Here is a 13,370-nt window from a genome sequence, read left to right as displayed (position 1 = left end):
GCAGGTCAGCCGGCCATCCAACCGCCGTCTACCATGAGGTTGATGCCGGTCATGTAGCTCGACATGTCGCTTGCCAGGAACAGAGCTGCGCCGGCAACATCTTCCGGGGCGCCGAGACGCGGCCAGGGCGTGCGGCGGCGCGAATAGTCGAGTGCATCGGAATCATTGGCGACACCAGGCTTGCCGGTGACGATCTTACCCGGCGCAATCGCATTGCAGATGATCAGGTCGTCGGCATGATCCACCGCGATCTGCCGCGTCATCTGCACGATGCCGCCCTTGCTGACGCCATAGGGAAAATCGCCGGGGCAAGCGACCATGCCATGCTGCGAGGAAATGTTGATAATGCGCCCGCGCACCTCGCCGACTGGTTCCTGTGCGACGAATTGTTGCGCGGCGCGCTTGCAGCAATAGAAGAAGCCGGTGAGGTTGACGCCGATGACGCGCGCCCATTGCTCCGGCGTCGTCTCCAGCAAATTGGTCGATGTGTAGATTGCCGCATTGTTGACCATCACGTCGAGTCGCCCGAAATGGCGGGCAGTCTCGCCGACCAGATGATCGACAGCATCCCAGTTAGAAATATCCGTCTTTACGAAAAGAGCATTGCCGCCGGTAGCGCGGATGCGCTCCAGCGTTGTTTCGCCACCCTCGATCGGCGTCTCAATCATGTCGGCGATGACGATGAAGGCACCTTCGGTGGCGTAGCGCAACGCGATGGCGCGCCCGAGGCCGGAGCTGGCACCAGTGACGATGGCAATTCTGTTCTGGAGCATGGGCATCGGCTGGTCCTCAGGCTTCACGGGTGACGACACTGCCGCGTCTCTCGGCGATGATCTTTCCATCGCGAACGATCTCCTGACCTTTCAGAAACACCCGGGTCAGCATACCCGGTACGTTCCAGCCATCGAATGGCGTATAGGCGGCGCGCGAGACCTGATCGGCATTTGTGATCCGGCTCGGCTGGCGCCGGTCGAGCACCACGATATCGGCATCGAAGCCAGTCGCTATCGCGCCTTTTGAACGACCTAAGCCGAAACGTCCAGCGGGGTTGAAAGAACATATGCGCACAAGATCGCTGAGCCCGATGACCCGTTCTTCGACTAGCCGTAACATGGTCATAAGCAGGGTTTGAAGCCCCGGCATTCCACCCGGAATATCTGCGAACGCGGCATAAGTAGCTGCCTTCTCGGCGGGGCTGTGCGGCGCGTGATCAGTGGCCACGATATCAATCAGGTCCTCGGAAAGGGCGGCTCGCAGCGCTTCGACGTCGGCCGGCGCCCTGAAAGGCGGCGAGCCTTTTAGGTTTGCGCCCGACCTCTCGTAGTCGGCGGCGGTGAAAAAGACATTCTGCGGCGTCGTCTCGACCGTCGCATCAGCCATGTCCCGCAGTCGCCGCCATGTGGAGATGCCAAGCGCCGAATTGACTTGGCGCACATGGATGCGGGCATTCGTGCCCGCCGCCGCCAGAATGGCGCGGACGACGCCCGATGCCTCAGCCAGAGCCGGCCGGCTTTCGAGAAATGCCGCGATATCCCCGGTACGATTGCGTAAGCTGCTGCCGACCAAGATCGATTGGTCGCCTGGCGAAATGCCGATGAGTGTATCGCTTTCGGCAAGGCGACTGACGATCCGCGAGACGGCATCCATGCCGTCGAATAGGAAGGCGTCAGGCACATCGGCCGTGAATAGCTCCAGCGAAACCGGTCGCAAATCCAGCAATCGATCCAGGGGGGCGGTCTCACGGCTGAGGGCAACCTGAAAGCCGACATCCACATGGATCCTTCCCCTAGCCATCTCCATCTTGGCGGTAAGCTGGTCGGCCGTCGCGGTCCAGGGATCATCGGTCGGCATGTCGAGCACGGTTGTTACACCGCCCAAGGCAGCGCTACGCGTCCCGCTGTCGAAATCTTCCTTATGCGTGAGCCCCGGTTCGCGCAGGTGGACATGGCCATCGACCAGACCGGGCAGAAGATAGCAGCCTTCGGCATTCACGATGCTGCGGGCTTCGACCGCCTCGCCGGGCGAGAGGATTGTCGCGATCCGGCCGTCGCAGATGACGACGTCACCCCTTACCTCGCCGCTCGCATTGACGATGGTCGCGCCTGATATGATTGTATCGAACATACCGCTCATCCCGATCACTCGTCAGCAGAGGCCCGGCAGGCGCGGTTCTTCGTGGGTCACCACCTCTATCAGCGCGGCTTGACCTGCACCGACCCTCCCAAGGGCACGCAGAAGCGCCGGACGAAGGCCCGCCGGCGACGTCACACACTCGCCATAGCCGCCCAGCGCTTCCGCGATCGGCGCATAGGCACCCGACATACGGTTTGCTCCGTATTTCTGAGTGGCGATCGGCATGCTGGCGGCGTAGCCGCCGAGCACGTTGTTGCGCATGACGACGGTCAGGATCGGCAGGTTGCAACGGATCGCAGTCTCGAAATCAATCCCGACCATGCCGAAGGCCGCCTCGCCCATCAGGTTGACGACCGTCGCCTCTGGTCGCGCCAGCTTGGCACCGAGCGCAAAGCCGAGGCCGCTGCCAAGCTGCGTGGTCTTGCCCCAGCCGATATAGCTGCCAGGCACGGTCGCCTCATAGAAGGGGCTGAACTGATCGCGCGGATTGCCGGCATCATGGGTCATGACCGTCTTTGCCGGATCGACCGCGCGCATGATTTCCCAGACGACGCGATAGGGAGAAATCGGCTCGCTCTCCGCTGTCAGGAGCGGCATCCATCGCTCGATGAAGGCGGCGCGCACAGCGCGGATTTCCTCTTCCATTTCAGTGCGTGCCGGAACATCAAGACGCCCCTCGCCAACCAGCGAAATCATTTGCCGGAGCACGGAGCGGGCGTCACCGACCACGCCCTGCGCGATCGCATAATCCTTGCCGAGATCGCCCTCGTCGATCGTCACCTGCAGCAGCACCTTGTCCTTGGCGATCGGCAGGATGTAGTGCGAGCGAGTCAGGCTGGTGCCGAGCGCGAGCACGACATCGGCCTTGTCCAGGAAATGATCGACCGTCGCCGGCCGCGCGCGTCCGGCCGTGCCGAGCGCCAGCGGATGGTTTTCCGCAAAGCCGCTCTTGCCGTTTGGCGTCGTCATGACCGGGATGCGGAACAGCTCGGCAAATTCCACGAGCTCCTGCGAAGCCGAGGCGGTAAGCACGCCCTGCCCCGCGAAGACGACGGGGTTCTTGGCCGCCAGCAGCATCACCACCAGTTCGGCGATCTCGCCGCTATCGGCCTGCGGCACGCTGCGCCTCGGCTTCAGATAAGGATTGGCGGAAGGCGCATGCCGCTCGGCCAGCAGATCGACGGGCAGCTCCAACAGAACCGGCGCCGGACGGCCGTTGCGAACGCGGGAAATTGCCGAATGCATCAGCTTCGGCAGATGCTCGACGCGCGTCACCGCCTCGCACCATTTCGTCACATGGCGAAAGTTGCGGCTCGCCTCGAAATTCGGTGCCACTGCCTCAGACCCGCGCGGATAGCCCGTCGGCAGGAAGAGGATTGGCGCACGGTCGTTGAAGGCTTGCGCGATACCACCGAAGGCGCTCTCTGCACCGGGGCCGTATTGCACAGTGACGACGGCAAGTTCGCGGCCGGCCGTGGTGCGCGCATAGCCCTCGGCGATATTCACGGCGACGCGGGGCGTGCGGGTGATGACGGGGGGAATGTCGAGATGAGCACACGCGTCGAATAGTTCGCTGTTCGGGAAGCCTATAATGTGCTTCACGCCCTCCTGCTTCAGGATGGAGGCCACGACATCCGCGCCGCTCATGTCCTTGCCCCACATGGCCCGTTCTTCCCTCGTTTCCCTCGATGGCTCAATGCCGCTCTCGATCCCGTCACGCATCGCGGCCGAAGGCCTCGTGGTTCTCGAGCCAGTGGCGAGCAATATCCTCACGGCGCATGAAGCCAGCGCCCGGCGTCTTCTGGACATGTTCGATGACATCGCGCAGGCCCGATGCGCGGTTCGGCTGACCCATCCAGCGCGCATGAACGCCGATCGTCAGCATGCGGCCACCGGTCTCATCCGCCTCCCCCATCATGTAGTCGATGGCGGAGCGGCAATCCTCGGCAAAGTCACGCGGATTGCTATAGCCGGGCGCAATCAGATAGCGGCTGTCGTTCAATGTCTTGGAATAGGGGACGACGAGCAGACGCGTGCCGTCGTGATCGATGAAATAGGGAAGGTCGTCGTTGCAGGGATCAGAATAATAGAGGAAACCGCCCTCTTTCGCGATGAGATCGCGGGTGTTGACGCTCGGGAAGGACCGGCAATTCCACCCCATCGGGCGGCGACCGGTCAGCTTCTTGTAGAGAGCGACCGCATCGTGCAGTTGGCGCTCCTCGTCCTTGCGCTCGATGGTCGAATATTCGCTCCAGCGCAGGCCGTGGCCGAGCAGGTCATGGCCGCGGGCGTTCATCCATTCGGTGACGGCTGGGTTCTTTTCAAGCGCGACGGCGCAGGCTGACACGGTGATCGGGACTTTGTAGCGATCGAAGAGGCGCGCAAGCCGCCAGACACCGGCGCGGCTGCCATATTCGAAATGCGTCTCGGTGCCGAGATCGCGCACCGGCGGGCTGTTTGGAATATTGTACTCGCCCCAATTGTCGTTGCGGCCGTCCTCCAGCCAGGAATATTCCGAGCCTTCCTCGTAGTTCAGCACCAGGTTGATCGCGAGCTTGACGCCACCGGGCCAGCTTATGAAGGGCGGCTTCGGGCCATAGCCGATAAAATCGCGCGCCTGGCGTTCCGTGTTTTCGGGTTTGACGGGTGCCGACATTATTTCGTCTCCCCGGATGCGCCTTCATTCGCGACGATCCAGTCCATGTAGTCGTGGAAGGCTTCCCTGGCGGGGCGCGGGCGCCAGTCCGTGTCGCGCTCGATGCGGGCGAGATCATATTCGCCCCACATGCCGTCCTTCAGCGTCGCGTCCTGGATGACATTGGCGGTGTCGTGTGGGCTGACCTCGACCTTCAAATCAGGCACGCGCTCCCGCGCCCATTCGATGATGTCGCCTGTGGTCGAGGTGCGACCGCTGCCGATATTGTAGTGGCGATAGCGAAGCCGCGGCGCCGTCAGCAGTGCCACGACGGCATTGCCGACGTCGGCGGAATGGACGTAGTCACCGACTGATTCCAGGCTGTTTGGCCGGATTACCTCACCTGCCAGGGCCATATGCGCCACCTTGTTCGGAACATGGCGGAAATTGCGGCTCTCGGTCGCCCGGTCCATCGTTCCGTAAACCGAGGCGAGACGGACGCTGAGCGCAGATAGGCTGAAGAGATCGGCATAGCGGTTGACCACCATTTCGGAGGCGAATTTGGAGATGCCGTAAAGCGTCAGCGGCGCGACATAGCCGTCTTCCGGCAGGGGTTCGCCGGCCCAGTCCGGCCCGTGATGACGATAGACCGAGCCGGAGCTGACATAGATGAAGCGCTTGACGGAGGGGCGGCTGCGCGCCCATTCGAGCATGTGAACGGTGCCCATCAGATTGACATCGACGATCCTGGCTGGCTCCTCGGCCTCCGGCTGACGCTTGGCCTCGGCAGCGCTGCCGCGCGAGATCGGCGTGATCGTCGCGCCATGCACGATGACGCTGATGCCGTGCTGATCAAGCGCGGCCGACCAGTGCGAAGGGTCGCAGATATCGGCGGTGATGACCGAAAGCCGATCGCGCACCGGCGCAAAATAGCGCTCGGCCATGGCATCGAGGCCGGAGCGATCGAGGATGACGGCGCGGGCCGTGGGATCGCGATCCAGCCAGGTCCGTGCCACGACGCTCATGACGAAGCCTGTGCCGCCTGTGACGAGAAGGGTCATTTCAAAATCCAATCCAGATCATTGCATTCATGGGTTCAGCGCACCGCATAGCCGCCATCGACGAGCAGGTCTGTGCCCGTCACGAAGGAGGCGTCGGCCGAGAGCAGGAAGGCGGTCGCGGCCGCAATCTCGTCGGGCTGGGCGATCCGGCCGAGCAGATGCGCCGGGCCGAGTTGCCGGTCGGCGGCTTCGAGATCCGGCCAGCGCTGCAGAAGCCGCTGCGTTGCGACCGCGCCCGGCGACAGGCTGTTCACCCGGATGCCCTCACCCGCATGATCGATCGCCATGGCCTTGGCGAGGTGGACGAGACCTGCCTTGGCGGCGCAATAGGCGACGGCCTTGCCGGTTGCGACATGCGCGAATTGCGAGGCGATCAGGACCACGGAACCGCCGCCACCAGAAATCATCAGGGGCAATGCGAACTTCGATGCCAGGAAAGCCCCCGTCAGGCTGACATCGAGCTCGCGGCGCCATTGCTGCTCGCTGAGATCGACCACCGTCCCATCCAGAGATGGCGCAGCGGCATTGTGAACCAGGCCGTCCAACCGGCCGAACCGGCCGCGGACCGTATCAAGCGCGCGCTCCATCGAACGCCCGTCGGTGACGTCGCAGCGCACGGCAAGCGCGCGCGAGCCGAGTTCCTCGGCCAGATTGGCGGCGGCATCCTCCGCATGGTCGGCGCAGACAACGCTGCCGCCCTCGGCAAGGCAGCGCCGCGCGATGGCCGCGCCGATGCCGCTGGCGGCACCCGTGATCAGGATGACCTTGCCGGCAAGTCGGGCAGTCATGGGATCGGAGTCCGAGGTCATGACGCCAGCACCCTGGAAAGCCCCTGCTGCGGCGGGAAGGGACGCAGGCGCGGGATGAACTGGCCGCGGCCGGGCTGCGACAGAACCTCGCCGTCGTTCCAGACGAGCTCGCCCCGCGAGATCGTCATGACCGGCCAGCCGCGCACCGTCTGCCCCTCATAAGGGGTGTGATCGGTCGCGTGATGCAGCATGTCGTTGTTGATGGTGACGAGGCGATCCGGGTCCCAGATGGCGATATCGGCATCCGAGCCGACAGCGATCAGGCCCTTGCGCGGATAGAGGCCGAAGAGGCGCGCCGGCGCAGCAGAAGTCAGATCAACAAACTTCTGCAGCGACATGCGTCCGCCGTTGACGCCTGCCGAAAATAGCAGCGCCAGACGTGTCTCGATACCGGGGATGCCGTTCGGGATGCGGTTGAAGGGTGTGTCCGGCCCGCCGGCGATCTTGTCCGCGTAATTCCATGGCGAATGGTCGGATGAGAAGACCTCAAGCGTGCCGTCGAGAATGCCGCGCCAGATCTCCGGCTGGTGCGACTTGTCGCGTGGCGGCGGCGTGCACACGCATTTTGAGCCGGAGAGATCATGTGTGTCGATGTCTTCGGCCGAGAGGAAGAGATATTGCGGGCAAGTTTCGGCATAGATCGGCAGGCCTCGCGCCTTGGCGCGGCGGATTTCCTCGACTGCACCGCCGGCGGCGACATGGCTGACAAGGATCGGCGTTTCGACCAGTTCCGACAGGCTGATGGCGCGATAGGTCGCTTCGCGGTCGCCAATCTCCGAATGGGTCTTCTCGTGATAGCGCAGCTGCGTCTTGCGGGCGGCGATGAATTTTTCCGTTAGCCAGCGTATGCAGGCGTCGTTTTCCGCATGAACCATGACCATCGCGCCATGCGAGCGGGCGAGATCCAGTACGTTAAGAACCTCGTAGTCGTCGAGCTTCAACCCGTCATAGGTGAGATAGATCTTCATCGAGGTGCAGCCCTCGGCGATCAGCGCCGGGATTTCGTCGCACAACACCTCGGGCGAGGGATCACCGACGATCAAATGAATCCCATAATCAATATGCGCCTTCGGCCGCGCCCGCTCGTGATAGTCCTCGACAATGTCGCGCAACGATTGGCCGCGCATCTGCATGGCGAAGGGAACGACCGTGGTCGTGCCGCCGCACAGTGCGGAAAGCGTTCCCGTGTTGAAGTCGTCGGCGGTGGCCTTCCCTTCCCAGGGCTGCTGATCCATGTGGCAATGGCTATCGACGCCGCCCGGCAGGACAAGCCTGTCCTCGGCCGAGATCTCGCTCTTGCCCTCGGGCAGACCCTTGGCGATGGCGGCGAATTTGCCATCACGAATGCCGATATCGACTTCGCGTGTCTCATCCGGAAGCACGACGCGGCCGCCGCGAATGACGAGATCGAAGGGAACATCTTTGCTCATTGGTTCACTCCGGAAGCAAGGCCATCGGGCGCCGCCTCCATAATTTGCGTGGCGGCTTTGCGCCGAAGGTTGAAACAGGCGCCGACCGAAACCAGCGCGGCGCCGCTGCCGAGCATGATGAAAAGCGCATAGGGCGCGACGTAGTCCATGAGGCCGGCGGCAATTCCTGGGGTCAGGACATTGCCGATCGAATAGAGCAGCAACAGCCCGCCCGATGCCGACACCATGTGACGACTATCGATCTGCGAATTGGCAAAGGCGATGCCGACGGGATAGATCGTCAGGGCGGTCGCGCCGTAGAGGAAGAAAAGCACGAAGAGCAGCGGCACATAATGGTTCGCGAGCAGGATGACCGCCGCGCAGAGCGCTGCCGCAAGCATGCCCTGTACCAGCAGCATCCAGCGGCGGTCCAAGCGATCCGACAGCCAGCCGACCGGCGTCTGGGCCAGCATGCCGCCCATGCTGAACGCCGTCACCAGCCCAATCGTGGTCGATGCAGGAAGCGCGATCTTCGCGCCATAGAGCGGCGTCAACGCGAAGACGTTCATGTTGGTCATGCCCGCCTGAAAGACGGCGATGATCGTGACCGGGGCCAGAACGGCGAGCTTCCATAGGCCGTAACGCTGATCGGCCGCGGTGACATCTGTCTGCAGGGGGCGAACGGATCGCATCGGCAGTGCCGGCCAGGGACGTCCCACAAACCGGCAATAGAGCGTGCCTGCCGTAATCGTCAGGGCTCCCATCAGGAAGAGGTGCGGCGAATGCGGGCCTGCGGCCTCGACCAGCAGTTGGCCGAAAAGCACGGCGAGCGAGGTCATCATCATGTAAAGCGAGAAATAGGCGCCGCGATTGCGCTCATCGGCATAAAGATTGATCCAGCTCTCCGAGACCACGAAGAGGACGGCCATCGAGAAACCGCTGAGAAAGCGCAGGACAAGCCAGACGGGCGTCGCCGCCGTTGCCATATAGCCGAAGCCGGCAAAGGTCGCGAGGAAGCTGACCACCAGAAATGCGACGCGATGGCCGAGGCGGGCGACAAGAAGACGCGCCACAAGGCAGCCGGCGAGAAATCCGACGGGAAAGCCCGTCAGGAGAAGCTGAACGACGCCAGGATCGATCCCGAGCTGGCTGAGCCTCAGCGAAACCGAGGTCGTCAGCAGGCTGTTTCCGGTGCCGATGACGCAGATCCCTACCATGACAGGCACCAGCGCGCGAAAACGCGGCGCCCTCTTCCAGAAGCTCGCCGCGATGGAGGTCTCGGAGCTCATCCCTCCTCCCCCGTCACCGATGCATAGACCGGCAGTTCGGAGCGCAAACGATCTTTCTCGATATGGCAGGCGATCTGATGCGTCTCAGACATCTGCCGGATCGGCGGCGCGACCGCGTCGCAGATTCCGCCGACCTTGCGATGACAGCGGGTGGCAAAGCGACAGCCTGCCGGCACGTTGACCGGGCTCGGCGTTTCGCCGGTCAGCCGTATCCGCTCACGCGTTGCCTCGTCGAGGTTGGGGCTGCGGATCGCAGAGATCAGCGCTTCGGTATAGGGATGCGTGCCGCCGCCGAAGACTTCTTCGACCGTGCCCTGTTCCATGACCTTGCCGAGATACATCACGACGACCTTGTCGGCGACATGCCGCACCAGCGCCAGATCGTGGCTGATGAAGAGCATCGTCGTGTGCTTTTCCTTCTGGATATCGAGAAGGAGTGTCACCACCGCCGCCTGCACGGAGACATCGAGTGCCGAAACCGGCTCGTCGGCAACGATCAGCGACGGATCGGCGGCAAAGGCGCGGGCGATCGCGATGCGCTGCTTCTGACCACCGGAGAGCTGGTTCGGCTTGCGGTCGGCGACCGCGGGCGACAAGCGCACCATTTCCAGAAGCTCGCGCACGCGCTCCTCGATCGCCGCCTTGCCATTGCGAATGCCGAATTTCTTGATCGAACGGCGGATGGAAAAGGCGGCCGAATGCGAGGGATTGAGCGTGCTGTCCGGATTCTGGAAGATCATCTGGATCGATTGCAGCATGTTGCGCGGTCGCTGCCGCGCCTGCAGCTCGGCAATATTCTCGCCCGCCATGCGGATCGAGCCCGACGTCGCGCTGTCCAAACCGGTAACGATGCGGGCAAGGGTCGATTTTCCGCAGCCGGACTCCCCGACGAGAGCGACGATCTCGGCCTTGCGCACGCCGAAGGAGACGGCCTCGTTGGCCTTGACGGTCTTGTCGGTGCCGATGCGGTAAAGCTTGGTGACGTCGGAGAGCGTGATTGCCTCTTCCTTCGGCGCGACCTGCCCGAGTTCCGCCGGCAGCCTTCCGACAGGCCGTTCCATGTTAGGCCAGCGGACGCAACGGACCAGATGGTCGGCGCCTGCCTCGGTCAGTGCGAGGCCCGGCCTGTCACATAGGCCGGCGGTGAAGCCGGCACAACGAGGCGCGAAGAAGCAGCCTTCCGGCCGCTCCTGCGGCAGCGGAATATGGCCTGGGATGGCGGCGAGCGCGCGGCTGCGCTTGTCGCTGCCGATATTGGGAATGCAGTCGATCAACCCCTGCGTATAGGGGTGGCGCGGCCTGCGGAAGAGATCGCCGGTCTTGCCCTCCTCCACCATCTCACCGGAATACATGATGCCGACGCGGTCGCAGGTTTCGGCGATCAGGCCAAGATTGTGCGAGATGAACAGAAGGCTGGTCGAATAGCGCCGGCGCAACTCGCCGATGAGGTCGATGACGGCCGCTTCGACTGTCACGTCGAGGCCTGTCGTCGGCTCGTCGAGCAGTAGCAGCGAGGGCCGCGCCAGAAGCGCCATGGCAATGACGACGCGCTGTTGCTGGCCGCCGGACAATTGATGCGGATAACGCTTCAGCATGTCGCCGGCATCTGGCAGGCGGACGTCGTCGAGCATGGCAGCGGCCATTTCCATCGCTTCCGCCTTCGTCGAGCCAAGATGCAGCAAGGGCACTTCGGCAAGCTGCGATCCGATCGTCTTGACCGGATTCAGCGCGCTCATAGGGTCCTGATAGACCATGGCGATGCGCCGGCCGCGGATCGCCCGCAGCTGCTTTTCCCTGGCGCCGACGAGTTCGGCGCCATCGAAGCGGATGCTGCCGCCGGCGATCACGCCTGTGTTGCCAAGATAGCCCATGATCGCCATGGCCGTCGTGCTTTTGCCACAGCCGGACTCGCCGACGAGGCCGTAGCTCTCGCCCGGGCGGACGGAGAAAGAGAGATTCGGCACCGCGACCACTGTCTCACTCTTGCCGCGAAACTCGATCCTGAGATCCCTGATATCGAGTAGCGGTGCCAGATCGGTGTTTGAAGCGTCGGGCATGGCGGCGCCTTGCAGGTTGGAGACGGACAGGTTCATGGCTTCCACGCCTCACGCATGCCATCGGCAAGAAGATTGAAACCGAGCACGAGACTGACAAGGGCGGCGGACGGAATGAGCGACATGAGCGGCCAGACATTGAGAACGGTGACGCTCTCCTTGACCATGCCGCCCCAGTCCGGATTCGGTGGCGGCAGACCGAGACCGAGAAAGCCGAGAATGCCGATGGTGATGATCGTATAACCGATGCGCAAGCAGGCATCGACGATGAGCAGGCTGCGACAGTTCGGCAGGAGCTCCACGAGCATGATGTAGAGCGTGCTTTCGGCTCTGAGCTTCGCTGCGGCGATATATTCTTGCTCCTTGAGGCTGAGAACGAGGCCGCGGGTGATGCGACCGATGCCCGGCGACGAGGCGATCGTCGTGGCGATGACGATATTGAGCACCGAGGGCCCGATATTGGCGATCAGGATCACGTAGATCACGAGAACAGGAAAGGCGAGCACGATGTCGGAGAAGCGGCTGATCAGCGCGTCGATCAAGCCGCTGTAGTAACCGGCCACCATGCCCATGGTGATGCCGACGATCATCGCCACAGCGACCGAAAGCGGCGCAACAAAGAGGACGGTGCGCGCACCGAAGATCAGGCGGGAGAGAACGTCTCGGCCGAGAATATCGGTGCCGAGCCAATGCGTGGCTGATGGAAAGGGATTGCCCATCGCCATCACGTCCGAATCCGTCGGAGACGGCAGCGGCAGGATGGGCGCGAGGGCGGCTGCGGCCACCCAGAAGACGACGAGGAACAGGCCGACGATGGCCGTCTTGGAATGAAAGATCCGCATCCAGCTCGGCCTCGCCGCGCGCTTGACACCCGTCACCTTTATCGCGGCAATATTGTCTTGGATTGCCATGGCTTACCTCACCCGGATGCGTGGATCGAGCAGCATGTAGCCGAGGTCGCCGAGCAGCTGCGTCGCGACGGCGACGGCCACGGTGATCAGAGTCGCCGCCTCCAACGTCGCGATATCGCCGAAGAGGCTGGCATCGAGGATCAGCCGGCCAAAGCCCGGATAGGCAAACACAAGCTCGGTGACGACAACACCGCTGATCAGGAAATTGATCTGCAGGAGAAGCACGGTGAAGGGAGCGATCATCGCATTTCGCAGCGCATGGCCGAGAACCATGCGGCGGGTGCTCATGCCCTTTAGCACAGCGGTGCGGATATAGGGCCGCTCCATGACGCCGATCATCGAGACGCGGATCATGCGGGCGACATAGCCGAAATCGTAGATGACGAGCACGGCGACCGGCAGGACGAACTGATAGGGCACCGGCCATCCGCCGTCGCTGTTGAGCGGGCTCGTGCCTGGTAGGATAGGCCAGAGAATGGCGAAGAGCGTTACCAGGAAGACACCCGATGCAAACTCGGGGATGGAGGTGAAGGTGATGCAGATGATCGAGAGCGTTCGATCGAGCACCCCTCCTTCCTTTAGCCCCGACAGGATGCCGAAGATGATCGACAGCGGCACGATGAGCATAAAGGCGAAGCCGGCCAGGATCGCGGTATTGCCCAGTCTGTTCCAGATCACGTCGTTGACTGGCAGCTTGTTCAGCGTCGAATAGCCGAAATTGCCGAAATATTGCGCCCCGCGTGGATCCGTGAAATTGAGGCCCGTGCTTGGATCCTGCAGCGGATCCGGAATGACGCCGACGAGCACGCCGAGCCAGCGACCATAGCGCACGAGCAGCGGATCATTCGCCTTCAGCTTTTCGGTCAGGATATCGACCTGTTGCTGTGTGGCAAAGGGGCCGAGCGATTTTCGCGCCACGCTGCCGGGCGTAAATTCGCAGACAGCAAAGACCAGGAAGGATGCGCAAAGCATGGTGAGCAGCATCATGACCAGCCGTTTGAAAAGGAATTTCGACATTGCACTCAGTCCGGTTTTCTCGCGGGCCTTCAAGGGAATCGCCCGGCGGAAA

The 13,370-nt window shown here is 62.8% G+C and carries 11 protein-coding genes; all 11 read right to left on the bottom strand.

Annotation, left to right across the window (positions count from 1 at the left end):
• Positions 1–5 precede the first annotated feature (5 nt).
• Genes PH552_RS01850 through PH552_RS01800 form a run of 11 tightly spaced genes read right to left on the bottom strand, consistent with a single transcriptional unit; the run spans position 6 to position 13,318 of the window.
• Positions 6–779: an SDR family NAD(P)-dependent oxidoreductase gene (locus PH552_RS01850; RefSeq protein ID WP_112343057.1), complete on the bottom strand. Its 774-nt coding sequence runs from the start codon at positions 777–779 to the stop codon at positions 6–8.
• Between the two features lie 10 nt (positions 780–789).
• Positions 790–2,124, bottom strand: coding sequence for a dihydroorotase (locus PH552_RS01845; protein WP_285165426.1), 1,335 nt, complete (start codon positions 2,122–2,124; stop codon positions 790–792).
• A 21-nt stretch (positions 2,125–2,145) separates the two neighbouring features.
• Entirely contained in the window at positions 2,146–3,855 is a 1,710-nt protein-coding gene (locus PH552_RS01840; RefSeq protein WP_285165425.1) for a thiamine pyrophosphate-requiring protein, read from the bottom strand.
• Positions 3,848–4,789 (bottom strand): allantoinase PuuE, encoded by a 942-nt coding sequence (locus PH552_RS01835; RefSeq protein WP_112342824.1) that lies wholly within the window; start codon positions 4,787–4,789, stop codon positions 3,848–3,850. The genes PH552_RS01840 and PH552_RS01835 overlap by 8 nt, the downstream gene beginning before the upstream one ends.
• Positions 4,789–5,829 carry an NAD-dependent epimerase/dehydratase family protein gene (locus tag PH552_RS01830; RefSeq protein WP_112342825.1) on the bottom strand — a complete coding sequence of 347 codons (1,041 nt, stop codon included), beginning with the start codon at positions 5,827–5,829 and terminating at the stop codon, positions 4,789–4,791. Before PH552_RS01830 ends, PH552_RS01835 begins: the two co-directional genes overlap by 1 nt.
• Positions 5,830–5,864: 35 nt before the next feature.
• On the bottom strand, positions 5,865–6,638 hold the full coding sequence (locus tag PH552_RS01825) for an SDR family NAD(P)-dependent oxidoreductase (protein WP_245430376.1): 774 nt from the start codon (positions 6,636–6,638) through the stop codon (positions 5,865–5,867).
• Complete coding sequence (hydA, locus tag PH552_RS01820; protein ID WP_113248605.1) at positions 6,635–8,068, bottom strand: dihydropyrimidinase; 1,434 nt, start codon at positions 8,066–8,068, stop codon at positions 6,635–6,637. The genes PH552_RS01825 and hydA overlap by 4 nt, the downstream gene beginning before the upstream one ends.
• Positions 8,065–9,336, bottom strand: a complete 1,272-nt coding sequence (locus PH552_RS01815; protein ID WP_112342827.1) for an MFS transporter — start codon at positions 9,334–9,336, stop codon at positions 8,065–8,067. The genes hydA and PH552_RS01815 overlap by 4 nt, the downstream gene beginning before the upstream one ends.
• A complete protein-coding gene (locus PH552_RS01810) occupies positions 9,333–11,429 on the bottom strand; it encodes a dipeptide ABC transporter ATP-binding protein (RefSeq protein ID WP_112342828.1) in 2,097 nt (698 codons plus the stop codon). Before PH552_RS01810 ends, PH552_RS01815 begins: the two co-directional genes overlap by 4 nt.
• Positions 11,426–12,301 carry an ABC transporter permease gene (locus PH552_RS01805; RefSeq protein ID WP_112342829.1) on the bottom strand — a complete coding sequence of 292 codons (876 nt, stop codon included), beginning with the start codon at positions 12,299–12,301 and terminating at the stop codon, positions 11,426–11,428. The genes PH552_RS01810 and PH552_RS01805 overlap by 4 nt, the downstream gene beginning before the upstream one ends.
• A 3-nt stretch (positions 12,302–12,304) precedes the next feature.
• Positions 12,305–13,318: an ABC transporter permease gene (locus tag PH552_RS01800; RefSeq protein ID WP_285165424.1), complete on the bottom strand. Its 1,014-nt coding sequence runs from the start codon at positions 13,316–13,318 to the stop codon at positions 12,305–12,307.
• Between the last annotated feature and the right edge of the window lie 52 nt (positions 13,319–13,370).

This window comes from Rhizobium aureum (assembly GCF_030182495.1).
GTDB classification, from domain to species: domain Bacteria; phylum Pseudomonadota; class Alphaproteobacteria; order Rhizobiales; family Rhizobiaceae; genus Rhizobium; species Rhizobium tropici_C.
This window is presented reverse-complemented; position numbering and strand designations above follow the sequence as displayed.

What these genes read in the sequence shown, in the direction of transcription:
- PH552_RS01850 (WP_112343057.1), bottom strand. Translation starts at nt 779, where the DNA reads ATGCCCATGCTCCAGAACAGAATTGCCATCGTCACTGGTGCCAGCTCC.
- PH552_RS01845 (WP_285165426.1), bottom strand. Translation starts at nt 2,124, where the DNA reads ATGTTCGATACAATCATATCAGGCGCGACCATCGTCAATGCGAGCGGC.
- PH552_RS01840 (WP_285165425.1), bottom strand. Translation starts at nt 3,855, where the DNA reads ATGCGTGACGGGATCGAGAGCGGCATTGAGCCATCGAGGGAAACGAGG.
- PH552_RS01835 (WP_112342824.1), bottom strand. Translation starts at nt 4,789, where the DNA reads ATGTCGGCACCCGTCAAACCCGAAAACACGGAACGCCAGGCGCGCGAT.
- PH552_RS01830 (WP_112342825.1), bottom strand. Translation starts at nt 5,829, where the DNA reads ATGACCCTTCTCGTCACAGGCGGCACAGGCTTCGTCATGAGCGTCGTG.
- PH552_RS01825 (WP_245430376.1), bottom strand. Translation starts at nt 6,638, where the DNA reads ATGACCTCGGACTCCGATCCCATGACTGCCCGACTTGCCGGCAAGGTC.
- hydA (WP_113248605.1), bottom strand. Translation starts at nt 8,068, where the DNA reads ATGAGCAAAGATGTTCCCTTCGATCTCGTCATTCGCGGCGGCCGCGTC.
- PH552_RS01815 (WP_112342827.1), bottom strand. Translation starts at nt 9,336, where the DNA reads ATGAGCTCCGAGACCTCCATCGCGGCGAGCTTCTGGAAGAGGGCGCCG.
- PH552_RS01810 (WP_112342828.1), bottom strand. Translation starts at nt 11,429, where the DNA reads ATGAACCTGTCCGTCTCCAACCTGCAAGGCGCCGCCATGCCCGACGCT.
- PH552_RS01805 (WP_112342829.1), bottom strand. Translation starts at nt 12,301, where the DNA reads ATGGCAATCCAAGACAATATTGCCGCGATAAAGGTGACGGGTGTCAAG.
- PH552_RS01800 (WP_285165424.1), bottom strand. Translation starts at nt 13,318, where the DNA reads ATGTCGAAATTCCTTTTCAAACGGCTGGTCATGATGCTGCTCACCATG.